Here is a 21,905-nt window from a genome sequence, read left to right as displayed (position 1 = left end):
AGTAGAAACCTCCATTTCAGGGGAACAGGGATGAGTGTACGGGTTATCTTGGGTGCATTGGCTGGGGCCGCTGCCCTTGCTTTGTCGGCGGGCGTCGCATCCGCTCAGGAGAAGCTGAAAGTCGGCTTCATCTATGTGGGACCGATCGGCGATTACGGCTGGAGCCACCAGCACGACGTGGGCCGTCAGGCCATTGTCAAGGCGCTCGGCGACAAGGTCGAGACCACTTACGTGGAAAGCGTTCCAGAAGCCGATTCCGAGCGTGCCATCGAACAACTCGCCCGCACCGGCCATAAGCTGATCTTCACCACCTCCTTCGGCTTCATGGAGCCGACCCTGAAGGTCGCCAAGAAGTATCCGAACGTGAAGTTCGAACACGCGACGGGCTTCAAGCGCGCCCCGAACGTCTCCACCTATGCCGCCAAGTTCCACGAAGGCCGCTACATCACCGGCCAGATCGCCGCCAAGATGTCGAAGACCGGCGTCATCGGCTATGTGGGCGCGTTCCCGATTCCGGAAGTCGTCGCGGGCATCAACTCGTATTTCCTGGGCGCGCAGTCGATCAACCCGAACATCAAGATCAAGATCGTCTACGCCAACTCCTGGTACGATCCCGCTAAGGAAGCGGACGCCGCCAAGGCGCTGCTCGACCAGGGCGTCGACGTCATGGCCCAACACACCGACAGCCCGGCTCCGATCCAGGCTGCGGAGGCGCGCGGCAAGGTCGGTTTCGGCCAGGCCTCCGACATGCTCTCCTTCGCCCCGAAGGCCCAGCTTACCGCCATCGTCGATAACTGGAGCGATTATTACGTCGCCCGCACAAAGGCTGTTCTCGACGGCACGTGGAAGTCGGAAGACACCTGGGGCGGTCTCGCCTCGAAGATGGTTCACATGTCGCCCTACACGAACATGCCCGACGACGTGAAGAAGCTGGCCGAGGAGACGCAGGCCGCGATCACCTCCGGCAAACTCAACCCGTTCAAGTGCCCGGTTCTCAAGCAGGACGGCTCGCAGGTCGAGTGCAAGGGCGGCACGGCACTCTCCGACGAGCAGGTGCTCGGCATGAACTTCTACGTGAAGGGCATTGACGACAAGGTCCCGCAATAAGCCTTTGCGGATATGAATCTGAGGGGGGCGGCCGGATTTGCGGCGGCCCCTTTTTGTTTGATGAGAATGCGATGAGCGAACCGCAATCTATTCAGCCGACAGACACCGATGTCCTGATCGTCACCGACGTGCAGAACGACTTTCTTCCCGGCGGCGCTCTGGCCGTTCCGAAAGGGGATGAGGTGATAGGGCCGATCAATCGGCTCGCTAAACTTTTCAAGCACGTCGTGCTGACGCAGGACTGGCACCCGCCGGGCCACGCCTCCTTCGCCTCGTCCCATGCGGGTCGAAACGCCTTCGAGACGGTGGAGTTGCCTTATGGGACCCAGGTGCTCTGGCCGGATCATTGCGTGCAGAGCACCCACGGTGCCGAGATCGCCAAGGGCATCGACATTCCCCACGCGTCCCTCGTGATCCGCAAGGGCCACGACCGCGCCATAGACAGTTATTCGGCTTTCGTGGAGGCCGACCGCAAAACGAGGACGGGCCTCGCGAGCTACCTGAGGGAGCGTGGGTTCAAACGCGTTTTTTGCGCAGGTCTTGCAATGGATTTCTGCGTTGCATGGACAGCGCTCGACGCCAAAGCGGCAGGTTTCGAGACCTATCTCATCGAGGACGCCGCACGCGCCATCGACACAGGCGGCTCGCTCGAAAAGGCGCTTGCGGATTTGAAGGCTGCTAAGGTTCACGTCATTCAAAACAAACAGATCGCCGGCTTCTGAGCGCTCGTTCCTTGCCCATGGGCCGAATTGAATCCGGCCCATGACGGCAGCGGGAAGAGTTCTGATGAGCCTAAACCGCCACGCCGTGCAGGTCGTACTCGTCCGAGCGCTCGATCTTCACGCTGACGATATCGCCGGCGCGCAGGGGGCGGCGGGAAGCGACGTAGACGGTGCCGTCGATTTCCGGCGCGTCGTATTTCGAGCGGCCTTTGGCGACCGTCGCGCCAGCCTCGTCGATGATGACGGGCAGACGCTTGCCGACCTTGGCCTTGAGCAATTTGGCGCTGACGTCCTTCTGCGTCTTCATGAAGCGGTGCCAGCGCTCGTCCTTGGCCTCCTGCGGCACGGCTCCGGCGATCTCGTTGGCGGGGGCGCCCGTCACCGGCTCGTAGCGGAAGCAGCCGACACGATCGAGCTTCGCTTCGCGCAGCCATTCCAGGAGAAAGTCCACATCCTCTTCCGTCTCGCCAGGGAAGCCGACGATGAACGTGGAGCGGATGGCGAGATCCGGGCATATCTCGCGCCACTTGTGAATGCGCTCCAGTGTCTTTTCCTGATGGGCCGGACGACGCATGGCCTTCAACACTGAGGGGGATGCGTGCTGGAAGGGAATGTCGAGGTACGGCAGGATCTTGCCCTCGGCCATCAGCGGAATGACTTCATCCACGTGAGGGTAGGGATAGACGTAATGCATACGGATCCACATTCCGAGCTCACCCAGTTCCTTCGCCAATTCGAAGAAACGGGTGCGGACTTCACGGTCCTGCCAAAGGCTCGGTTGATACTTGATATCGAGGCCGTAGGCGCTCGTGTCCTGCGAGATGACGAGCAGTTCCTTCACGCCTGCCTTGGCGAGGCGCTCGGCCTCGCGTAGCACGTCTCCGATGGGACGGCTGACCAGATCGCCGCGCAGCTTGGGGATGATGCAGAAGGAGCAGCGGTTGTTGCAGCCTTCAGAGATCTTCAGATAGGCGTAGTGGCGCGGGGTGAGTTTGACGCCCTGCGGCGGCACCAGATCGACGAACGGGTCGTGCGCCGGCGGGGCGGCCTCGTGAACCGCTGAGACGACCGTCTCGTATTGCTGCGGCCCGGTGATCGCGAGGACATTCGGAAAACGGTCGCGGATCTGCTCGGGCTCCGCACCCATGCAGCCGGTGACGATCACCTTGCCGTTCTCGGACATGGCTTGACCGATGGCATCGAGCGACTCGGCTTTGGCGCTGTCGAGAAACCCGCAGGTGTTCACGATGACCACGTCAGCCCCATCATGCTTCTTGGTCAGTTCGTAACCTTGAGCGCGAAGCTGCGTGATGATGCGCTCGGAATCCACCAACGCCTTAGGGCAACCGAGAGAAACGAACGATACTTTAGGCGCGGGAGCATTCATCCGCCGGATCCAGTCTTAAAACTTTGTTTGAGGCACGAGGCAGTCCCCTAGAACTTGATCGTGTCTCTTTGAAACACGATCAAGTTCTAGATTCCTTATTGCCGCATGATCCGGGCGAACAACCGGTTTCCACTTGTTCTGATCATGCTCCAGAGCTTGATCGGTGCGAAATCAGGGCGCGACAAGATCGCCTGAAAGGCACCGCAAGCGCTGAATTCATAAAGGTTTTTGCGCCAACTTTGGTCGCGCTCGTAGCACGTCCGGGTCCTGTAACGCAAGAATGTCCAAGACCCCGGGGGGGCGATAACCCCGAGACCGGCGCCTTCACGTTGTCGCTGTCTGGAAGGTCCTTCCGCCACCGGCGCCCTATCTCATAGCTGACAAATCGGAATTGCGAGGTTCGTCATGCCATCTGCCGAGGACAAGGATCCGGAAAGACTGAGCCCTCTCGTCCCGCAGACAAAGCCTCGTTTCCTCGAAGTTCTAGGCCCCGGCCTGATCACCGGGGCCTCCGACGATGACCCGAGTGGCATCGCGACTTACAGCCAGGCAGGAGCCCAGTTCGGGTATGGGCTCTCCTGGACCATGCTTTTCACTTACCCTCTGATGGTCGCAATCCAGATGATCAGCGCTCGCATAGGCCGCACGACCGGCCATGGGATCGCCGGTGTGCTCCGCATGCATTACCCGAACTGGCTCCTCCAGATCATCGTCATTCTGCTGCTCGTGGCGAACACGATAAATCTGGGCGCTGATCTCGGTGCGATGGCGGATGCGGTCCATCTTCTGCTCCCCGGTCCCAAGCCGCTCTATATTCTCTTCTTCGCTGGGATTTGCATCTACATGCAGGTCTTTCTCCAATACACGAGCTATGTCAGCGTCCTGAAATGGCTCACGCTCGCCCTGTTTGCCTATTTGGCGGCGGTTATGACGGCTCGTGTGAATTGGGTGGAATTTGCGCAGAACTTCTTCATCCCCCGCCTAAAATGGGAAACCGAATATCTGACGACCATCGTCGCCGTGCTCGGCACAACGATCAGTCCTTATCTGTTCTTCTGGCAATCCTCGGAGGAGGCCGAGGACATCGAGGCCTATCCTCTCCGTAAGGATCTGATGGATGCACCTGAGCAGGGCAAGGCGGCTTTGCAGCGCATCAAGCTCGACACCGCCGTTGGAATGGCCTTCTCAAATCTCGTCGCCCTGGCAATCATCGTGACGACCGCAGCTTATCTGCATGCCAACGGCATCACCGATATTCAAACCTCTGCCCAGGCTGCCGAGGCGCTTCGTCCGGTTGCCGGTCGTTTTGCATTCTGGATCTTCAGTCTCGGGATCATCGGAACTGGTCTGTTGGCCGTTCCCGTGCTTGGAGGCTCGGCGGCTTACGCAATCGGCGAAGCACGCCGTTGGCCTATCGGGTTCTCACGCAGATTGCAGGAAGCAAAAGCATTTTACGGAACGGTCGCGCTTGCCACTCTCGTCGGAATGATCATCAATTTTACCGACATCAACCCGATCAAGGCTCTCTTCTGGACCGCGGTGATCAACGGTGTCGTCGCCGTTCCGGTGATGGTGACGATGATGTTCATAGCAGCGCGCACCGACATCATGGGGCGCTTCGCCATACGCGGCAGGCTGCGCTGGATAGGCTGGCTATCGACCGGCATGATGACCATCGCGGTCATCGGCATGCTCGCGACATTGTTCTAATTCACGCTCGAAAGGCTTCTCGGCCCAGGCTGAGAAATATCAAACTGGCAGGTTGGTGGGCGAGTACCATTTTCGACAAGGCGCAGCTTCGGCAGCCGTTACATGGATCGCGGAACCATGCCAGGCGACACGGCACAACTACGAGCGCTGCTTCGCTCCGAGAACCTCTCGCGCTTGAGTGGTCTGGCGGGAATTGTGACCTGCGTCTGCGACCGGGACCTCCGGTACCTCTGGCTTTCAAGCCCCTTCGCCGGCATTCAAATATCGGACATACTTGGGCGAAGAGATGATGAATTCCTGCCATCTGAAGCCGCGACCGAGCTTCTCGCATTCAAGTGGCGAGCCCTCGATAAGCCGGCAGGTCACCGCGAAGTCGTCAAAGTCGTACGACCGGCCGGCACGATCGTCTACGACATATCGGCCCAACCCCTGCGAGATGAAGACGGGCGGATCATCGGGCTTGCGTTGATCGCAGTCGATACGACGCGTCAGCAGAATACCGACGAGGCCTTGCTGGAAAGCGAGCGCCAATTTCGCGCTACGTTCGAACAGGCGGCCGTCGGCATAGCCCACGTGGCGCTGGACGGACGGTTTTTAAGGATCAACGATCGCTATTGCGATCTTCTCGGCTACTCGCACAGTGAATTCCACGAGCGTACGTTTCAAACCATCACACATCCCGACGATCTCGATGTGGATCTTGAACGCGTGCGCGCGGTTCTCGATGGCCATATTCCCCGCTACTCGTTGGACAAGCGCTATATCCGGCGCAACGGGTCAATTCTTTGGGCCCATCTGACCGTTTCCCTCGTCCGCAACGCTGATGGAAAACCCGAATACTTCGTTTCCGTCATCGAGGACATTTCTGCGAAGAAGGCAGCGGAAGCTGAGCTCCAGGAGCGAGAAGCACGCCTGCGACCCATTCTCGACACCGCGCCGGAAGCGCTCATCACGATTTATCAGAACGGCCTCATCGAGACGTTCAGTCGTTCGGCGGAGATTCTTTTCGGCTATCGGGCGGAAGAGGTTGTCGGGCGGAATGTGAGTATTCTGATGCCATCGCCCTACCGCGAAGGGCACGACCGCTATCTCGAACATTATCTCCGGACCGGTGAACGACGCATCATTGGAATTGGTCGTGTGGTAAGCGCCCGTCGCAAGGATGGCACGATCTTTCCCATCGAGTTGTCCGTCGGCGAGGTTCTGAGTGACCGCCCCAGATTGTTCACTGGCTTCATTCGCGATCTCACATCGAAGCAACGTATGGAACAGGAACTCAGGCAAGCCCAGAAGATGGAAGCCGTCGGGCAGCTCTCGGGCGGAATAGCCCATGATTTCAATAACCTTCTGACGGTCATTCTCGGCAATCTCGAGATGCTGGAACGGCGTCTGTCGGCGCCGAGGGACCTCGCGCTCATCAGAGAAGCGTTACAAACGACCGAATATGGGGCGGAGCTGACTGAACGGTTGCTCGCTTTCAGTCGTCGTGGACCGTTGCATCCGCAGATTACGGATGTCGGGCATCTCCTGGAAAGCCTCATGCCGCTGCTGCACCGCACTTTAGGCGAGAATATCGAAATCAGTCTCCGGTCGACGCTGACCGCGTTCCATGCGCTCGTCGATCCGGGACAACTGCAAAATGCGATCCTGAACCTTGCCATCAACGCCCGCGACGCCATGCCGGGTGGCGGACGATTGACCATCGGCGTCGAGAATATTGAATTCGATCAAGGTGATGTTCTGCTGCGTTCGGACATGCTCCCTGGCCGTTATATTTCGATTTCGATCACCGATACCGGGAGCGGTATGTCTCGTGCGGTCGCAGAGCGAGCGTTCGAACCTTTTTTCACAACAAAGAACGTCGGAGCAGGAACGGGCCTTGGCCTGTCGATGGTGTACGGCTTCGCCAAACAATCGGGCGGCCACGCCGAGATCTACAGCGAACCGGGAATCGGCACGACCGTTCGGCTCTACTTGCCGAATGCGTTTTCAGCGGCGCAGCAGGAAACTGCCGAGAAAGCCGTTCCACTGACAGTGTCCCCTGAGATTCGTACCCCACATGGCGAGACGATTATGGTTGTCGAGGACGAGGCGCGTGTGCGGAGGCTGACGATCAGGCGCTTGCGCGAACTCGGATACAACGTCCTTGAAGCCGCGAATGGACCAGAGGCCCTTGGAATGATCGACGCTCATCCGGAACTCAATCTGCTTTTCACGGACATGATCATGCCAGGGGGTATGAACGGAAAGGATCTTGCCGCACACGTTCGCGCCAAGCGCCCAGGTCTTAAGGTTCTGTTGACATCGGGATACGCCGAACCGGAGCTGATCAAGCATGGGTTGTCGGACGATACACAACTACTCAGGAAGCCCTACACGGCGGCCGAGTTGGCGCGCACGCTGGCACAGATCTTGGGAAACGAAGCCGCCGAGGATCTCCAGTCTTGATGAGGATCATTTCACCATCAATGGACGACAAGAACGGGAAGCTGTGAATGCGTGAGGACCTTGGTCGTCTCGCTGCCCAGCAGAAAAGCGGAGACGCCGCTGCGGCCATGCGAGGCCATCACGATGAGGTCACATGCCTGTCTCTGCGCCGTTGAGATGATGCCGAGATAGGGCTCGTCTTCCTCGAGTTGGACTTTCGTGAATTGGACGCCTTGCGATTCCGCGATACGAGAAGCCTCCGCGAACCTGAGCGAAGCTTGCTCTCGCATTTCCTTTCGAAAACTCGCCCGCGTCCCTTCCAACTGTTCCGTTTCGAGCGTGAAGATATGAAAACGGTCGGTGACCGTGACGAAACAGACGCTGGCCCCAATAGCCTTTGCCAGCCCGACCCCATGCTCGATAGCCCGTTTTGAGAGAGGCGAACCGTCCGTGGCGATGAGAAGCTTCGTGTACATGGCAGGTTCCTTTCTGGCGACGCCAGGGGGCCTCCTCGTGGGGGCGCGCAAGTTAGGATGTTAATCCCGCAACCGAGCGTAAGTTTGATTTTTCGCAAGGATGAGTTCGCAGGCCAGGAATCGGAGACGCAATCCGCTCAAGAGGCGGGAGTTGCTGACGTCAGGAGGCGAGGGCAGGGGCGTCTAGGCAGCCATCGAGCACATCTTCTCCAGCGAAGTTTGCGAGGGCGGCAGGCGCATGGAGGATTGCGAGATTGCGGCCTTTGAACGAAACCAGATCCAAACGCTTCAGCTTGGCGACGACCCGGCAAACGGTTTCGATGGTCAGACCCAGGCAGTCTGCCATATCGAGGCGCGTCATAGGGACGCCGATCTCGACCGGGCTCGATGCAAAGCTGCCAGTTCTGCGCGCGATCATGAGAAGAAAGCTTGCGACCCGTTCTTCGGCACTCTTGCACCCCAGCACCACGATTTGCTCATGGGCCTGTAAAAACTCGTCGGAAATCGCGGCGGCGATGTCCTGTCGCAAAACGGGATCCTCTGCCGCGCATCTCCGAAGACGCGTACACGAGTAACGCCGAATGCGGGCATCGGTGATCGCCTCCGCAGTATAGAGACAGGTTTGGTGAAAAGCGACGCCTCTTACTTCTCCTGGAAAAACAAACCCGGTTATTGCGCGGTGGCCATCTGGCAGTATCCGATACAGGCGCAGGACACCTTGAACGACCTGGACGATACTGGAAGCATCATCACCCTCCCAAAATACAGTCTGCCCAGCCCGAAAATTTTCCGATGGCTGCTCTTGGAAAAACTGCCTTAAGGTTCGGCCCGTTTTGTCGAGATATGTAAGAGGCGAATACGTATCCGGGCACGCGAGATCGGCCATGGGAGCCTCCTGTCTTGCCTTTGGACAGCCCAGAGTAGAAAATGCGATACAACTCTTTCGTGGCGCTCTGATGAGAAACGGTAAGGTTGTGTAACGAAATGTAACGGACGCACTCTAAGGCGGCCTCACATGAACCCGCATGTTCTCATCGTCGATGACGACTTGCGTATCCGGCAGATGCTTTCACGCTATCTGTTGGAGGAAGGGTTTCACGTCAGCGCGGCGGAAAACGGGCAGGCCCTGCGCGACGCGCTGTCCAAGGACCCCGTAGACATTGTCCTCCTGGACCTCGTTTTGCCCGGCGAGGACGGTCTCGCTCTCGCTCACGAGATCCGACAAAGCAATCCGTCGATCGGCATCATCATGCTCACCGGGCGCAACGATATGGTCGACCGGGTGATCGGGTTGGAAATGGGCGCGGACGACTACGTTGCGAAGCCGTTTCATCTGCGTGAAGTGCTAGCCCGCATTCGCAGTCTTGTGCGACGGGTGACGCCAGCGTCGAACGAGACATCTACGCAAAGCGGAATTGTCGAGTTCGAAGGCTGGTCGCTCGATTTCGGCCGGAGGCGCTTAACGGCACCCGATGGCAAGGAGGTCGTTTTGACGAGCGGTGAATTCAACCTTCTGACAGCGCTCGCAACAAACGCTCAGCACGTGCTGCATCGAGACCGTTTGATGGGCATCACGAAGGGACGAGGTCTGAGCGCGTTCGAGCGAACCATCGACGCGCAGGTGGTTCGTCTGAGGAAAAAGATCGAACCGGATCCGAAGCATCCTGCCTTCATCAAATCCGTTCGCGGGGTGGGATATGTTTTTGCAGCCGAGGTGAAAGGTCGCGACAAGTTCAGCGATTCCTGATCGCCCCACTGTGCGCATTTCGGCTTTCGACGGCCGCTAAAGTGAAGCCACACGGCCTTTCTCGACCGCGCCGTACACCAACTCATATTTCGCCTGGGTCATTCTGAGATCGCGAAACCAGTTCACGAGATCCCCCCAGGGATCGTTGATCCGGGCCAGTCCGGAAACAAAGGCCACGACGGTGCCGATCTCCGTCTGCCCTTTGACCACGAAGTACCCACCAAGAGCGAGAATGGCTGTAATTCCGAGGTGGTTGAGCAGGTTCATGAAAAAATTCATGGCGAATTTCAACCGGTATACACTCACGTTTAGCGTAAAAACGTTTCTAAGCCTCCGCCGTTGGATAGGTTCCACCTTGTCCCCGCCGAGCATGGAGCCGCTGACATCGCGCAATGTCGCTATGCGGGTCTGAACCCGGCGATTGATCGCGCTCTGTATGACGGGAATGAAGAAAACCTGCGGGCACAGCACTGCGAATGTAATGATGCCCATTAATGGCTGAAGATACACAAGATAGGTCAGCGTGCTGATGAGAACTCCACCCTGGAGGACAGGTTCGGAGACACTCAACCCGATAAACCCGCCAATGGGATCGGCCTCCGCCAGCACCATCGACATTTCGATCCCGCGAAGCTCTACCGTCCGCTCGGGCTGAGTGTGATGGAGGATCATTGAACGCAGCCATCTCACCGCACTCTCGCTGACACGTCCGCGATAAACATTTAGAACAAGCTTCAACAGCCCTTCGGTCAGCGCAAAACAAAGATAGAGTGTGCACAATAGTGCTATAGGACCGTAGCTATTTCCCTTGAAGGCGTCGTTGACGATGCGGCGCTGAAGTTCCAAGGGCGCCACTCCGACAACGAAGACCAGCACGGAGAGAACGGCGAGCCACACCTGATCGTTTCGGCTCACACGCACAACGAGACCAAAGAGGGTCTGGGGGAGATGCGTTCGGTGGCGAGCCACGGCAGGATTCATCGGAACGCCGCTCCACGCCGGCCATCCGAGCAGATCAGAGGCCGTTATATCCCGTCATGGTTTGCATCGCCTGAACAGGTGGCACATTTTGCCACCGCGTCTCATCCGACACGATGTCGCCCCAGGTTTGAAAAAGATAGAACCCAAGACGCGCCGATGACTCTCTCGCCGCGGAAAGATCGAACCCGGGGATACGCCGTCCACGCGGTTCAATTTTTCCCGCGAAATACCAATCGTCGCCTCGGATGAACCCCGGCACACGCCTGTCCTCGGGAACGGCGCATACGATATCCGCCGCAAACCTCCGTCTGAAAAGGTTGAATGCAAGAAGCAGCTCGCTGTGCCCTGCTGGACCAGTCCGGTCCTGAGAACGATCGACAGCCGCAACAGAAGTCTGCGGTTGGAAGCTCAATCCCGAAACGATATCCCCGTGTCCCGACATGCCCGCTCCTGTGTGAATAAAATTACCTTAAAAGGAAGGCCACTGACGTCACATTGATCCTTGTCAATCGAAAGTCTCTTTCCCTACAAAATGGCATCTGCCGCCCCTGTCACTTTTCACTAACCGAACCGCTCGTGAGGCATGCCTCGACATGTTCAGGCGTCAAAAATGGAACGCAAGACTCATGAAAGGCCCGTGCATCGTGGTGTCATATCGAAAACTTCCAGTTTCATCGCTGCTGGATTTATAATTGGTGTAAAGCGCGCGGTAGCCGACAGCGGTTGAAATTGCTTCCGTCCATTTGTACCCGACGGCAAGGAATCCCTGTGAGGTGAGTTGCGAGCCGACGCCAAAGCCGCCGATATCGGCGAGGGCATTGACGAACCAGCGCTCGTCAATGCGGTATTGCAGAACCAGACCGACGACGGGATCAACCCAGTCCTTCGTCTGGGATCCAGTCAGACTGATAGGAACCACTCCCGGAATGACCGTTGTCTCAGCTGTAAGTCGTTGATAGCGCACACCAGCCGTCAGGCTTAAGTCCACATCCGGATTGCCGAGAGGCAGCCGGTAGCCCGCTATGGCTGAGGCAATCAGCATGCGCTGTTTGAACTTGACCGTCGGTTCATTGGCGATCTTCAAGGTCGCGTCATTGGACAATTGCGACCAGACGAGATCGGTCAGGATCATCCAATCGCCATTCTTGGCCAGAAAAGAGCCCATGAAGGCGCCGTCCAGGTGCTCGAAAATGTCGGTAAAAGACGCGTCGACTTTGACGCTGGGAAGGTTGCGTATCCCTACATCTCCATCGAGCGAGGTTGCCCAGCCATACATTGTTGCTTGAAACGCCCAGCCTGACGACGGGGAGGGAGAAGGGGCTGGTTGCATCCTAAGCGTAAGATCGGCGGCGGTCACTTTTCCGGGCAGGGAACCAAACCCGACACCGACGACAAGCGCCGCCCAGACGAGGCTTTTTCGCAATTCACCCTCCAGTAGAGTTAGAGGCGCATTCCGTTTCGGCATCGCAGGTATTGCGACAATAACGCACCAATACAACCTCTTGTAAAGTGTTACGATATCACGAACTAGCACGCCGCAGCGTCATAGCGCGTCACGTGGTAAGCGAAGGAGCGCGGCACCGACCCGAACGAGACGTCGGCTCAGCTCATTCATGAGGTCCTCAGAACAACTCGTCTCGGTATGCGACAGAATTCGGCTCGAGCGACTTGGAACAGGTGGCGGCGCGACCCGTTCGTTTCCGAAGTACGAGCGTTTTGTTCAGGAGGACGAACCATGACAACTCTCAAAAAGACGGGAACATCGAACGTGCACCATATCGCCGACAATTCTCTCGTCGCTGGCAACAGTCGAGCATTGGTGGATGGAATGGGGACCTGGCTGACCGCGGCCCGTGACTCTCAGCGCGAGATGGTCGACTTCGTATCCAAGCGCCTTGAGAAAGACAGCGACACAATGCGCAAGATCCTGAGCAGTAAGAACCTGACGGATGCCGCCGAGATTCAGTCCCGCTGGATCGAGGAGACCCTTCGCGATTATAGCTCGGAGGTCACCAAGATGATCACTATCTATACAAAATCTGGAAGCAGCGACGCTCAAAACAGAAATTTGTAAGAGCTCCGTTCATCGGGCGCGATGATGAATGCCTGAAGCATGCAGTGCAGATGAAGCTGAAGAAGTGATCGTTGAGAGAGATGCCGCCCTTCAAGTGACGAGAGCGGCATCGCATAATATGCGGGACCTAGAGGGTCGCGACCGATGGAAGAGCAGGACCAGGTGCCGGCGCCGACTGAAGATTCATTCGTCTATCGGCACGCGGTTACGGTACGCGTGACCCATTGGATCAATGTGATCTGCATTACCTTCCTTCTATTGAGTGGATTGCAGATCTTCAATGCGCATCCGCGCCTCTACTGGGGTAAATACGGTGCCGATCACGACCATGCTGCGCTTTCGATCGAGACTCTGGAGAACGGCAACAGCATCAGCGGCGTGACGCGTGTAGGCTCTCTCGTCATTCCAACGACAGGGTTTCTGGGCGCATCGGAGGTACGAGGCGAGCTTTACCCGCGCGCTTTCCCTGCGTGGCTGACCATTCCAAGCTATCAGGATCTCGCGGGTGGCCGCCGATGGCATTTCTTCTTCGCTTGGTTGTTCGTGACCAATGGGCTTCTCTATATGCTCTACGGGATCGGAGCAGGACATTTCCGTCGCGATCTCAAGCCCAATCGCGATCAGCTCACGGCGCATCATCTGGTTCTAGAAATCGCCGATCACGCACGTCTGAGATTTCCCCGAGGCCAGGAAGCGCGGCGCTACAATTCGCTTCAGAAAATGACGTATCTGGTCGTCCTCTTCGTGCTGTTGCCGCTCATGGTGGCAACGGGCCTCACCATGTCACCGGGTGTCAACGCAGCGTTTCCCTTGATGCTGGATCTTTTCGGGGGGCGCCAATCGGCGCGGACCATCCATTTCATCACCGCGTCGCTGATCGTAACATTCGTCGCCGTTCACATTGCCATGGTGCTGGTTTCCGGGGTCTGGAACAACATGCGTTCCATGATCACGGGCTACTACGCCATTAAACCGGAGAGGCCGCCCTCATGACAATGGTATTGTCCCGGCGTCGCTTCCTCAGGCTTTCGACGGCAGGAGCGGGGGCACTGTTACTCAGCGGGTGCGATCGCCTCACGCAGGACGAGCGCGTGCAGCACATCCTCGAAATGGCAGAATCTGTCACGAAGGCGACGCAGCGCGCACTTCTATCGAAAGGAGCTTTGGCGCGCGAATATACCGAGGCCGATCTTTCTCCCGTATTCAAGGTCAATGGAACGAACATGCCGGACGGGGAAGAATACGCGCGCCTGATGGACAACAATTTTGCCGAATGGCGGTTGGTGGTCGATGGGCTGGTCAGTCATCCGCTGAGCCTATCCCTTGCAGATCTCAAACGGTTTCCGTCCCGCACACAAATAACACGGCATGACTGCGTTGAAGGGTGGAGTGCCATCGGCAAATGGACCGGCGTCCCGCTCGGTCTCGTTCTGCAGAGCGCGGGTCTGTTGCCAAACGCCCGCTATGCCGTGCTGTACTGCGCCGACTCTCTGGAAGAGACGCCCGATGGAAGCGGGCAGTATTATGAGAGCCTCGATCTCATCGACGCCTTTCACCCTCAGACCATCCTTGCCTACGGTATGAACGGGGACGATCTGCCCGTAGCCCACGGAGCGCCTTTGCGACTGCGCGTTGAGCGACAGCTTGGATACAAGCACGCCAAGTACCTCATGCGCATCCAGATGACCGATAGCCTTGCTGGAATCGCGGGAGGAAAAGGCGGCTATTGGGAAGACCGCGGCTACGAATGGTATGCTGGCATTTGAGACCGAAGCTCACGTTCCAATAAAACCCATCCTTGCGACAGTGGACCCTGGCTGAACGAAGGATGCGCGAGGCGAAGAGGGCTTTAGAATTTCAGCTCGCGTAGGACGCCTTTGCATCTCGTCGCCGGGTGGGGGCGCATCAACGTACTGCGTCGCCCCGAGGAAAGCTGAAACATGAGCAGATTGTTTGAATATCAAGCCGAGAGCATACCGTCGTGGTGGGACGGCAACTATCGGATGGAATGGTCCGAGAACAACATCCAATTGATGAAGGGCGATGGCGCTTCTCAAGTGGTGCTCGTGCCGACAGTCTATATGGACACGCTTAACTCCACTCGTATCTATCGAGACAATGACGAGCCCGGCGGCTTCAACGAAGACGGCGCTCCACGCACCGAAAGCGATGACTCGATCAGCTATTCGGTCAATTTCGCCAAACAACGTGGACTTGAGGTCATCCTCAAGATGCACGTGAATATTCAGACCGAAGAATGGAATGCGCTGATCGGTCCGCCGGAAGGCTCCACGCCGGCGCAGGCGAAGGCTTGGGCGGACAAATGGTTTGCATCATACAAAGAATCCGCCCTTCACTACGCGCGATTTGCTGAAGCACAGGGCATTTCGACATTTGCGATCGGCAACGAATGCGAAAGCATGACCGGGCCCGAATATCGCGAATACTGGCTCGATATCATCTCGGCGGTCCGGCAGGAGTATCACGGGAAGCTCACTTATGCAGCGACCTGGACTGAAGCGCTGACTGTAAGCTTCTGGGATAAGCTGGATTACGTCGGAGCCAATCCTTACATCAGCTTTACCGACCTCGAAAATCCGACTGTTCAGCAGCTTATCGACGGGTGGACCAAACCCTCGCAGTTCTCCCACGTTCGTGATCCCATTGAAGCCCGATTTGGCGAGAACATCTCAGCCATCGAGGCTCTCAAAAGGATTGCCGAGCAGGCTGGCAAGAAACTGATCTTCACCGAAACAGGTTTCCGCAGCATCAACGGAAGCAACTACGATCCCTGGAGATGGGGCGATGGTGAGATCGATCTTGCCGAGCAAGCCGATATGTTCCGGGCCTTTTTCAAGATCATTACCGATGCGGCCAATAAGGATTGGGTTGCGGGATATTGGCTTTGGAACTACGACGCCAGCGAATACCCCGCTGATCCCAGCCCTGATGACGGTTACTACACGCACGGCAAGCCGGCCGATGCGATCATCGAGCAGTATATGAAGATGTCCGGCACCAACCGGGCGCCGACAGATCTCAAAATTTCGAACCAAGAGGTCAGGGAGGACGCGCTCGTCTCGACCATTGTCGCGACACTGTCGGCCACGGACCCGGATGGAGACAATCTCACCTATAGCATCGACACCACGGATGGCCCGTTCCGCATAGACGGCAAGAACGTGGTTCTTACCGGCGCTCTCGATTACGAGACGAAGAAGAGCTACAGCCTGACTGTGACGGTCAAGGATCCGTCCGGCCTTTCTGCGACGAAGATCTTCACCTTTACCGTGGCGAATGTCGTCGAGACCGCTCCTCTGAAGCTCAAGGGTACTCCGGGCGCAGATACGTTGACCGGAGAAGCCGGTAACGATGTCATTTTCGGCTACGGCGGCAATGACGTTTTGAGCGGCGAGGCGGGTAACGATAAGCTCTATGGCGGCGCTGGCAACGACACCTTGAGCGGTGGGACAGGCAAGGACATCTTCGTATTCGACACGAAGCCGAGCAAGAAAACCAACATCGACACGATCACGGATTTTTCTGCCCGAGATGATACGATCCATCTTGCCAAGTCGATCTTCAAGGGGTTGGCCAAGAAGGGCGTCCTGAAGGCGAGCGAGTTCGCTATCGGCACGAAAGCCCACGATGCCGACGACCACATCATCTACAACAAGAAGACCGGCGCGCTGTATTATGATGCGGACGGTACGGGCTCGTCAGCACAGGTTCAGATTGCGAAGCTCTCCAAGAACCTCAAAATGACTTACAAGGACTTCTACGTCATCTGACGTGCACTCGCGAAGCGTGAACAAAAAGGGCGCCATTGGCGCCCTTTATTTTTTGGGAGCGCTGACGACGCGGGTGAAGACGGGCTCATCACGCGATATCGGTGCGGACCACGATCTCTCAGCTGCTAAGCTAGCGACCGAGACCTTGAGAACCTGGCCAAGGTTGCCGCTGGACCACGATCTCTCAGCTGCTAAGCTCGTATGTGAGCCGCCCCGGTTGCCGCTGGACCACGATCTCTCAGCTGCTAAGCTACTTTGCCTCTCAGGCTGAGGCGGAGGGCGGTTGCCGCTGGACCACGATCTTTCAGCTGCTAAGCTTCTCAAAGTTACCGGCGCGCGATAGGCCGAGTTGCCGCTGGACCACGATCTCTCAGCTGCTAAGCTGATCACGGCTTGCAGCGCCGCATCCTGCTCGTTGCCGCTGGACCACGATCTCTCAGCTGCTAAGCTCAGCCGTGTAGTTGCCGCCGGTGTCGGTCAGTTGCCGCTGGACCACGATCTCTCAGCTGCTAAGCTGGACACGCCGTTATCTCATTGAAAAATATGAGGTAACGGCGCCTCGGCTGCAGATAAAAATCGCTGGACCTCTAGAAATTAGGGCGAACTGATCAGGGTTTTTCCGCTGTCGTTTACGGCGCTGGCCCGAAAATCGGACGATATTTTCATACTGCCGGTCGGTGTAAGGTAAGAATGTGAGCATCGCCCTGATCGGCCATGAGTCGCGATATCGACGATTCGCTCCTTGCTGGCCTCAGGTCGTCTTCCTGGAAGTTGAACGCCTCGATAAAAACTAAAGCTTAGACGAAAGCATTGGCGGAGGGGGTGGGATTCGAACCCACGGTACGGTTGCCCGCACGGCGGTTTTCAAGACCGCTGCCTTAAACCACTCGGCCACCCCTCCATAGGGTTCCGGCGAAGGCCCGAAGGGCTTCTCGGCAGAAAACAGGAGACAGAGCTCCAGCACGCGTGATTTCAGATTACGCCTTAAAGGCGGCGGGCGGAACGTCAAGAGATTTCTGGCTCGGTCCATGGCGCCTCACTGCGGGAGAGGGCTTTCGCTTAAAGGGGTTCGCGTGAGTACGGGACAATTGTGAATGGTCACGTAGAGCCAACTGAACGTTATCGCGGGCCTACCCGGAGGATCTTGTGGAGAGCGGGTCATGAATCCGCTTGATTCGACTTGCCGCTCGCTGCGCTGGAAGCTTAAGAACAACCTCTTATTCACCTTATAATAGCCTGCTTGAAGCTTGGGCATTGACAAGCTCGGCTCTTTAACATTTCCTTAGCGCCAGATTGCATCGTGCCGGAATCCATTTTCCAGCACATTGGCTCGCCGGGACCATTCGGTCGGATTAGGGAATGCGGACGGTATGATTTTTGATCGCGCCGATTCAACCAAAGGCTCGAAGGAGGTTGCGGCCTCTTTTGCAAGTTCCACCCTGTTTCGCCTGGCTGGTGTGACTCTCATTGCCCTGGCCGTCGCCAATTGCTCCAAGAATGGGGGCATCGACTCGAAATACGGCGTCGCCGCCAGCCCGCGCGTCGTGCGCGATGGGGAGCCTGTTCCGAAGGGCGGGGGGCGGCAATTGGTCGGAAAGCCCTATACCGTTGCCGGAAAAACTTACGTTCCGGGCGAAAATCAAAACTACAGCCGCGAAGGCCTTGCCTCGTGGTATGGCGTGAATTTCCACGGGCGGTTGACGGCGAATGGCGAGGTTTTTGATCGCGCCTCTGTCGCGGCAGCTCACCCGACGATGCCTCTCCCCAGCTATGCGCGCGTCACCAATATGGCGAACGGCCATTCGATGATTGTCCGCGTCAATGATCGCGGCCCGTATCACGGCAACCGGATTGTCGACGTGTCCGAGCGGGCCGCCGACGCACTTGGCTTCAAGCGCTCGGGTACCGCGCGCGTTCGCGTCGACTACGTTGGCCGGGCTTCGGTCAATGGCAGCGACGATAGAATTCTTCTGGCCAGCCTGAGAACAGACGGGCAGCCGGCTAGCCTGACCAGCAGTGGTCCAACCATGCTAGCTGCCGCCACTCCGCGTCCGGCCCCGGTCCGCGAGACGATTGCGGTCCAGAGCTTTGAAGCCAACGACGAGGTAGCCGAGGCAGGGCCTAACGTTCCGGCTACGCCGTCCGCGCCAGTGCTTCGGAGCACGGCTGTCAGCCTGATTCCGTTGCCGCCCGAGCGTCCCTTCGATCTCGGTACGATTCCGGGTGCCGCAACACCGGTTCCCATGGTGGTTTCTTCCGCCAACGTGAACGTGCTGCCGCCGTCCCGTCCGATGGTCGCGGGTCTGTACTATGCTGCGCCTGAGCCGACCGCGCAGAAGTTCCACCGTGGCGAAACCTTTGGTGCGCTTGATCAGTCCAAGTTCGTCACGCGCTAGGACAAAATAGCTAGATTTGCCGCAAGCTCGTTGATTTACGCGAGCTTCGACCACAGATTCATCTTTCCCTTGGGGGAGATGCGGTCATGTGGTTTTCGCGGTGGGGTCTTGGTCGAACATCTCCAGTTTGTATTCTGATTTTAGGTGTCGCTGTCGCGGCATCGCTTGCAGGCGCTCGTTCGGCCGCTGCGCAGAGCTTTCAGACGTCCGCCCCCGTGGCCATTCTCATTGACGCGGATACGCGGTCCGTCCTCTTCGAAAAGAACGCAGACGAACCGATTGAGCCCGCCAGCATGGTCAAGACCATGACGGCCGAAGTCGTCTTCAATGAAATCAAAAATGGGCGTTTGAATTTCGATAAAGAGTTCACCGTTTCGGAGAATGCGTGGCGAAAGGGTGGGGCGCCCTCTGGCGGCTCCGCCATGTTCGCGAAGGTGCACAGCACGGTTCGGCTGGAAGACCTGCTGCGTGGCCTGATAGTCCAATCCGGCAATGATGCCGCCATCGCCATTGCGGAGGGGATTTCGGGCACGGAAGAGAATTTTGCGAGGCTCATGAACGAGCGGGCGCAACAGATCGGTCTGACCGGTTCAACTTTCCGCAATTCAACCGGCTATTTCGACCCCGAGCAGAAAGTTACGGCGCGCGATCTCGCCAAACTCGCTTTGCATGTCATTGAGACTTATCCGAATCTCTACAAGATGTTCGGGGAAGAGGAATTCACCTGGAACAAGATACGCCAGAAGAACCGAAATCCTTTGCTTGCAATGGGTATCGGTGCCGATGGCCTCAAGACCGGCTATATTGAGGAATCCGGTTATGGGCTGATCGGTTCGGCTGTTCAAAACGAGCAACGCCTGATCATCGTGGTCGCAAGCATGAAGAGTGCCCGCGACCGCGAAAGCGAGGCCCGAAAGCTTCTGGAGTGGGGCTTCCGCTCGTTTGAATCCCGCGCGATCTTTTCCGCAACCGATGTTGTCGGCGAGGCCCAAGTCTTTGGCGGGTCGCAAGGGGCGTTGCCGTTGGCGGCCATGAAGCCCGTCCGTATTCTGATGCCGCGCGGCGACAACGAGCGTCTTACGGCACATATCGTTTATACAGGTCCTCTGACGGCGCCGATTGTCAAAGGGGCCAAAGTCGCCCGTCTTCAGATTAATAGGGGTAACGTTCTGGCGCTTGAGATTCCGCTTTATGCAGCGGACGATGTCGGGGTAGGAACACTCACACAACGCGCGCTCGACGGCCTGGTTGAAGTCAGCACCGGTTGGGCGCGCCGCACCTTTTCGAAAGCATTTTCGAGCATCGCTCACCGGATCTGATGACGGGCTTTTTCATTACCTTTGAAGGCGGCGAGGGCGCGGGAAAATCGACCCAGATCGACCGTCTGCGTCGGCGCCTCGAAGAGCGCGGGCAATCCGTCATCGTGACGCGCGAGCCGGGCGGCTCTCCGCGGGCCGAGGAAATCCGGGCTTTTCTCCTGAGCGGAGGCGCAAAGCCTTTCGGCGCATTCGCCGAGGCGCTGCTTTTCTATGCCGCCCGCTTCGATCACCTGGAGCATACGATCCGCCCAGCGCTCATGAAGGGCATTCATGTGCTCTGCGATCGGTTTTCCGACTCGACGAGGGCTTACCAAGGCGCATCAGGAAACGTCGATAAGCATTTGATAGAAGGCATAGAAAGGGTCGTCGTCGGCAACAACAAGCCGAACCTCACGCTGATCCTCGATCTTCCGGTCGAGGCCGGATTACGGCGCGCCGACCTGAGGCGCGAAGGCAACGGAGAGAGGGTCGACCGCTTTGAAGGGGAAGGGCTTGCCTTCCATGAGAGGCTTCGCCAAGCCTATCTCGATATAGCGGCGAACGAGCCTGGACGGTGCGTGGTCATTGATGCGGATCACGATCCGGACGAGGTCGAGGCTTCGATCTGGAGGGCTATACAGGGGAGACTTCCGCAACTCGCGGCTGCTTCAAGGGATGCCGTAGCTCATGGCTCGTGACACCGAGGACAACGTCGAGACGGATCGCCTGGAAGGGGTGAGGCATCCGCGTGAGCAACTCGCGTTCTTCGGGCATAGAGAAGGCGAGGCGGCCTTTCTGGAGGGGCTGCGTAGCGGGCGGCTCCACCATGCCTGGCTGATCGGCGGCCCGCAGGGCATCGGCAAGGCGACCCTGGCCTATCGGGTCGCGCGGGCGGTTCTCGATCTCGATCCTCGTGCTGAGGCCCCGGCGAGCCTGGACGTTTCGCAAGCGTCGCGCGCCGCTCATCAGGTCGCCGCGTTATCCCACCCCAACCTCGCGGTCCTGCGCCGCGCTCCGGGCACGGACAAGAAAGCCGCATCCGCCACGATACCGGTCGACGCCGTTCGCAAAGCGCTTGGTATGTTCTCGTCCACCGCCGCAAATGGCGGTTACCGCGTCTGCATCGTCGACAGTGCGGACGATCTCACCATCGCCAGTGCGAACGCACTTCTGAAGGTCATCGAGGAACCGCCTCCGCGCTCGATCTTTCTGATCGTGAGCCATGCGCCGCAACGGCTGCTCCCGACCATTCGTTCCCGCTGCCGCCGCCTGTTGCTGCGGTCTCTGAGCGAACCGGACATTAAATCGGTGATCGGCTCCCTCGGCTCTCCCTGGAGCGACACGGAGGAGGGCGTCTTGAGCCGCGCCATCGCCTTGAGCGAAGGGTCCGCCCGCCGGACGCTCGAATTGCTGGATGCCGACAAGGTCGCCTCTATCGACCGTGTCATGTCGCTTCTCGACACACTTCCCGGCACCGATACCAAACAGTTCATCGCACTCGCCGAAGGACTTGCCCGTCGCGATGCCGATGAAAACTATGAACTGACTCTGGAGACCATTCATCGCTGGGTCAGCGACAAGCTCCATGAGAAGGCGCATCTCGGCGCTTCCCGCCTTGCGCCGCTGGTGGAGGTGTGTGACAAGATCGCCCGCTCGGCGCGCGAGATCGATGTCTACAACCTCGACCGCCGCCCATTCATCCTGGCGCTATTCGACGATCTTGCTGAAGCGGTTCGGAGAGCGGCCTAGAGCATGATTGGGTTCAAAGCAGTTCCTAGAGCTAGATCAT

General features: G+C 58.0%; 18 protein-coding genes, 1 tRNA gene and 1 CRISPR repeat array. Of the genes, 13 read left to right on the top strand and 6 right to left on the bottom strand.

Annotation, left to right across the window (positions count from 1 at the left end; genetic code table 11):
- Positions 1-30 precede the first annotated feature (30 nt).
- Both AB4072_RS05865 and AB4072_RS05860 read left to right on the top strand, forming a co-directional pair.
- Entirely contained in the window at positions 31-1,107 is a 1,077-nt protein-coding gene (locus tag AB4072_RS05865) for a BMP family ABC transporter substrate-binding protein (RefSeq protein ID WP_441966183.1), read from the top strand.
- Positions 1,108-1,178: 71 nt separating this feature from the next.
- On the top strand, positions 1,179-1,829 hold the full coding sequence (locus tag AB4072_RS05860; RefSeq protein WP_441966181.1) for a nicotinamidase: 651 nt from the start codon (positions 1,179-1,181) through the stop codon (positions 1,827-1,829).
- A gap of 70 nt (positions 1,830-1,899) precedes the next feature.
- On the opposite strand, the gene rimO is transcribed toward AB4072_RS05860, so the two are convergent.
- Positions 1,900-3,216: a 30S ribosomal protein S12 methylthiotransferase RimO gene (rimO, locus tag AB4072_RS05855; protein ID WP_441966179.1), complete on the bottom strand. Its 1,317-nt coding sequence runs from the start codon at positions 3,214-3,216 to the stop codon at positions 1,900-1,902.
- Positions 3,217-3,621: 405 nt separating this feature from the next.
- On the opposite strand from rimO, the gene AB4072_RS05850 reads away from it, so the two are divergent.
- Positions 3,622-4,926, top strand: a complete 1,305-nt coding sequence (locus AB4072_RS05850; RefSeq protein WP_441966177.1) for an NRAMP family divalent metal transporter — start codon at positions 3,622-3,624, stop codon at positions 4,924-4,926.
- A 102-nt stretch (positions 4,927-5,028) separates the two neighbouring features.
- Positions 5,029-7,374, top strand: coding sequence for a PAS domain S-box protein (locus AB4072_RS05845; protein ID WP_441966175.1), 2,346 nt, complete (start codon positions 5,029-5,031; stop codon positions 7,372-7,374).
- Between the two features lie 17 nt (positions 7,375-7,391).
- Here the strand turns inward: AB4072_RS05845 and AB4072_RS05840 are convergent, their stop codons facing one another.
- Both AB4072_RS05840 and AB4072_RS05835 read right to left on the bottom strand, forming a co-directional pair.
- Positions 7,392-7,829, bottom strand: a complete 438-nt coding sequence (locus AB4072_RS05840; RefSeq protein WP_441966174.1) for a universal stress protein — start codon at positions 7,827-7,829, stop codon at positions 7,392-7,394.
- 160 nt (positions 7,830-7,989) lie between these two features.
- On the bottom strand, positions 7,990-8,715 hold the full coding sequence (locus AB4072_RS05835; protein ID WP_441966172.1) for a Crp/Fnr family transcriptional regulator: 726 nt from the start codon (positions 8,713-8,715) through the stop codon (positions 7,990-7,992).
- Between the two features lie 129 nt (positions 8,716-8,844).
- Between AB4072_RS05835 and AB4072_RS05830 the strand changes: the two genes are divergently transcribed.
- Positions 8,845-9,576 (top strand): response regulator, encoded by a 732-nt coding sequence (locus AB4072_RS05830; protein WP_441966170.1) that lies wholly within the window; start codon positions 8,845-8,847, stop codon positions 9,574-9,576.
- Positions 9,577-9,612: 36 nt separating this feature from the next.
- On the opposite strand, the gene AB4072_RS05825 is transcribed toward AB4072_RS05830, so the two are convergent.
- Positions 9,613-10,557 (bottom strand): ABC transporter ATP-binding protein, encoded by a 945-nt coding sequence (locus AB4072_RS05825; RefSeq protein WP_441966169.1) that lies wholly within the window; start codon positions 10,555-10,557, stop codon positions 9,613-9,615.
- Between the two features lie 604 nt (positions 10,558-11,161).
- The gene (locus AB4072_RS05820) at positions 11,162-12,091 is read right to left on the bottom strand and encodes a hypothetical protein (protein WP_441966167.1); all 930 of its coding nucleotides are present in this window, start codon (positions 12,089-12,091) and stop codon (positions 11,162-11,164) included.
- Positions 12,092-12,292: 201 nt separating this feature from the next.
- Between AB4072_RS05820 and AB4072_RS05815 the strand changes: the two genes are divergently transcribed.
- The 4 genes from AB4072_RS05815 (at position 12,293) to AB4072_RS05800 (ending at position 16,422) form a co-directional block, all read left to right on the top strand.
- On the top strand, positions 12,293-12,631 hold the full coding sequence (locus AB4072_RS05815) for a phasin family protein (RefSeq protein ID WP_441966165.1): 339 nt from the start codon (positions 12,293-12,295) through the stop codon (positions 12,629-12,631).
- 144 nt (positions 12,632-12,775) lie between these two features.
- Positions 12,776-13,624, top strand: coding sequence for a cytochrome b/b6 domain-containing protein (locus AB4072_RS05810; RefSeq protein WP_441966163.1), 849 nt, complete (start codon positions 12,776-12,778; stop codon positions 13,622-13,624).
- Positions 13,621-14,397: a molybdopterin-binding protein gene (locus AB4072_RS05805; RefSeq protein WP_441966162.1), complete on the top strand. Its 777-nt coding sequence runs from the start codon at positions 13,621-13,623 to the stop codon at positions 14,395-14,397. Before AB4072_RS05810 ends, AB4072_RS05805 begins: the two co-directional genes overlap by 4 nt.
- Before the next feature lie 174 nt (positions 14,398-14,571).
- Entirely contained in the window at positions 14,572-16,422 is a 1,851-nt protein-coding gene (locus AB4072_RS05800; RefSeq protein ID WP_441966161.1) for a glycoside hydrolase family 113, read from the top strand.
- A 216-nt stretch (positions 16,423-16,638) separates the two neighbouring features.
- A CRISPR array of direct repeats spans positions 16,639-16,938; the repeat unit is 36 nt; unit sequence GTTGCCGCTGGACCACGATCTCTCAGCTGCTAAGCT.
- A 295-nt stretch (positions 16,939-17,233) separates the two neighbouring features.
- Here the strand turns inward: AB4072_RS05800 and AB4072_RS05795 are convergent.
- Positions 17,234-17,323 (bottom strand) — tRNA-Ser (locus AB4072_RS05795).
- A 469-nt stretch (positions 17,324-17,792) separates the two neighbouring features.
- Between AB4072_RS05795 and AB4072_RS05790 the strand changes: the two genes are divergently transcribed.
- The 4 genes from AB4072_RS05790 (at position 17,793) to AB4072_RS05775 (ending at position 21,865) form a co-directional block, all read left to right on the top strand.
- A complete protein-coding gene (locus AB4072_RS05790; protein ID WP_441966159.1) occupies positions 17,793-18,818 on the top strand; it encodes a septal ring lytic transglycosylase RlpA family protein in 1,026 nt (341 codons plus the stop codon).
- 86 nt (positions 18,819-18,904) lie between these two features.
- Complete coding sequence (locus AB4072_RS05785) at positions 18,905-20,137, top strand: D-alanyl-D-alanine carboxypeptidase family protein (protein WP_441966158.1); 1,233 nt, start codon at positions 18,905-18,907, stop codon at positions 20,135-20,137.
- Positions 20,137-20,814, top strand: a complete 678-nt coding sequence (gene tmk / locus AB4072_RS05780; protein WP_441966157.1) for a dTMP kinase — start codon at positions 20,137-20,139, stop codon at positions 20,812-20,814. Before AB4072_RS05785 ends, tmk begins: the two co-directional genes overlap by 1 nt.
- Positions 20,804-21,865, top strand: a complete 1,062-nt coding sequence (locus AB4072_RS05775; protein WP_441966156.1) for a DNA polymerase III subunit delta' — start codon at positions 20,804-20,806, stop codon at positions 21,863-21,865. Before tmk ends, AB4072_RS05775 begins: the two co-directional genes overlap by 11 nt.
- Positions 21,866-21,905: the final 40 nt, after the last annotated feature.

Source organism: Microvirga sp. 2MCAF38 (assembly GCF_052115485.1).
GTDB lineage: Bacteria > Pseudomonadota > Alphaproteobacteria > Rhizobiales > Beijerinckiaceae > Microvirga.
This window is presented reverse-complemented; position numbering and strand designations above follow the sequence as displayed.

What these genes read in the sequence shown, in the direction of transcription:
- AB4072_RS05830 (WP_441966170.1), top strand. Translation starts at nt 8,845, where the DNA reads ATGAACCCGCATGTTCTCATCGTCGATGACGACTTGCGTATCCGGCAG.
- rimO (WP_441966179.1), bottom strand. Translation starts at nt 3,216, where the DNA reads ATGAATGCTCCCGCGCCTAAAGTATCGTTCGTTTCTCTCGGTTGCCCT.
- AB4072_RS05805 (WP_441966162.1), top strand. Translation starts at nt 13,621, where the DNA reads ATGACAATGGTATTGTCCCGGCGTCGCTTCCTCAGGCTTTCGACGGCA.
- AB4072_RS05785 (WP_441966158.1), top strand. Translation starts at nt 18,905, where the DNA reads ATGTGGTTTTCGCGGTGGGGTCTTGGTCGAACATCTCCAGTTTGTATT.
- AB4072_RS05845 (WP_441966175.1), top strand. Translation starts at nt 5,029, where the DNA reads ATGGATCGCGGAACCATGCCAGGCGACACGGCACAACTACGAGCGCTG.
- AB4072_RS05840 (WP_441966174.1), bottom strand. Translation starts at nt 7,829, where the DNA reads ATGTACACGAAGCTTCTCATCGCCACGGACGGTTCGCCTCTCTCAAAA.
- AB4072_RS05800 (WP_441966161.1), top strand. Translation starts at nt 14,572, where the DNA reads ATGAGCAGATTGTTTGAATATCAAGCCGAGAGCATACCGTCGTGGTGG.
- AB4072_RS05825 (WP_441966169.1), bottom strand. Translation starts at nt 10,557, where the DNA reads ATGAATCCTGCCGTGGCTCGCCACCGAACGCATCTCCCCCAGACCCTC.
- tmk (WP_441966157.1), top strand. Translation starts at nt 20,137, where the DNA reads ATGACGGGCTTTTTCATTACCTTTGAAGGCGGCGAGGGCGCGGGAAAA.
- AB4072_RS05815 (WP_441966165.1), top strand. Translation starts at nt 12,293, where the DNA reads ATGACAACTCTCAAAAAGACGGGAACATCGAACGTGCACCATATCGCC.
- AB4072_RS05835 (WP_441966172.1), bottom strand. Translation starts at nt 8,715, where the DNA reads ATGGCCGATCTCGCGTGCCCGGATACGTATTCGCCTCTTACATATCTC.
- AB4072_RS05860 (WP_441966181.1), top strand. Translation starts at nt 1,179, where the DNA reads ATGAGCGAACCGCAATCTATTCAGCCGACAGACACCGATGTCCTGATC.
- AB4072_RS05775 (WP_441966156.1), top strand. Translation starts at nt 20,804, where the DNA reads ATGGCTCGTGACACCGAGGACAACGTCGAGACGGATCGCCTGGAAGGG.
- AB4072_RS05810 (WP_441966163.1), top strand. Translation starts at nt 12,776, where the DNA reads ATGGAAGAGCAGGACCAGGTGCCGGCGCCGACTGAAGATTCATTCGTC.
- AB4072_RS05790 (WP_441966159.1), top strand. Translation starts at nt 17,793, where the DNA reads ATGATTTTTGATCGCGCCGATTCAACCAAAGGCTCGAAGGAGGTTGCG.
- AB4072_RS05850 (WP_441966177.1), top strand. Translation starts at nt 3,622, where the DNA reads ATGCCATCTGCCGAGGACAAGGATCCGGAAAGACTGAGCCCTCTCGTC.
- AB4072_RS05865 (WP_441966183.1), top strand. Translation starts at nt 31, where the DNA reads ATGAGTGTACGGGTTATCTTGGGTGCATTGGCTGGGGCCGCTGCCCTT.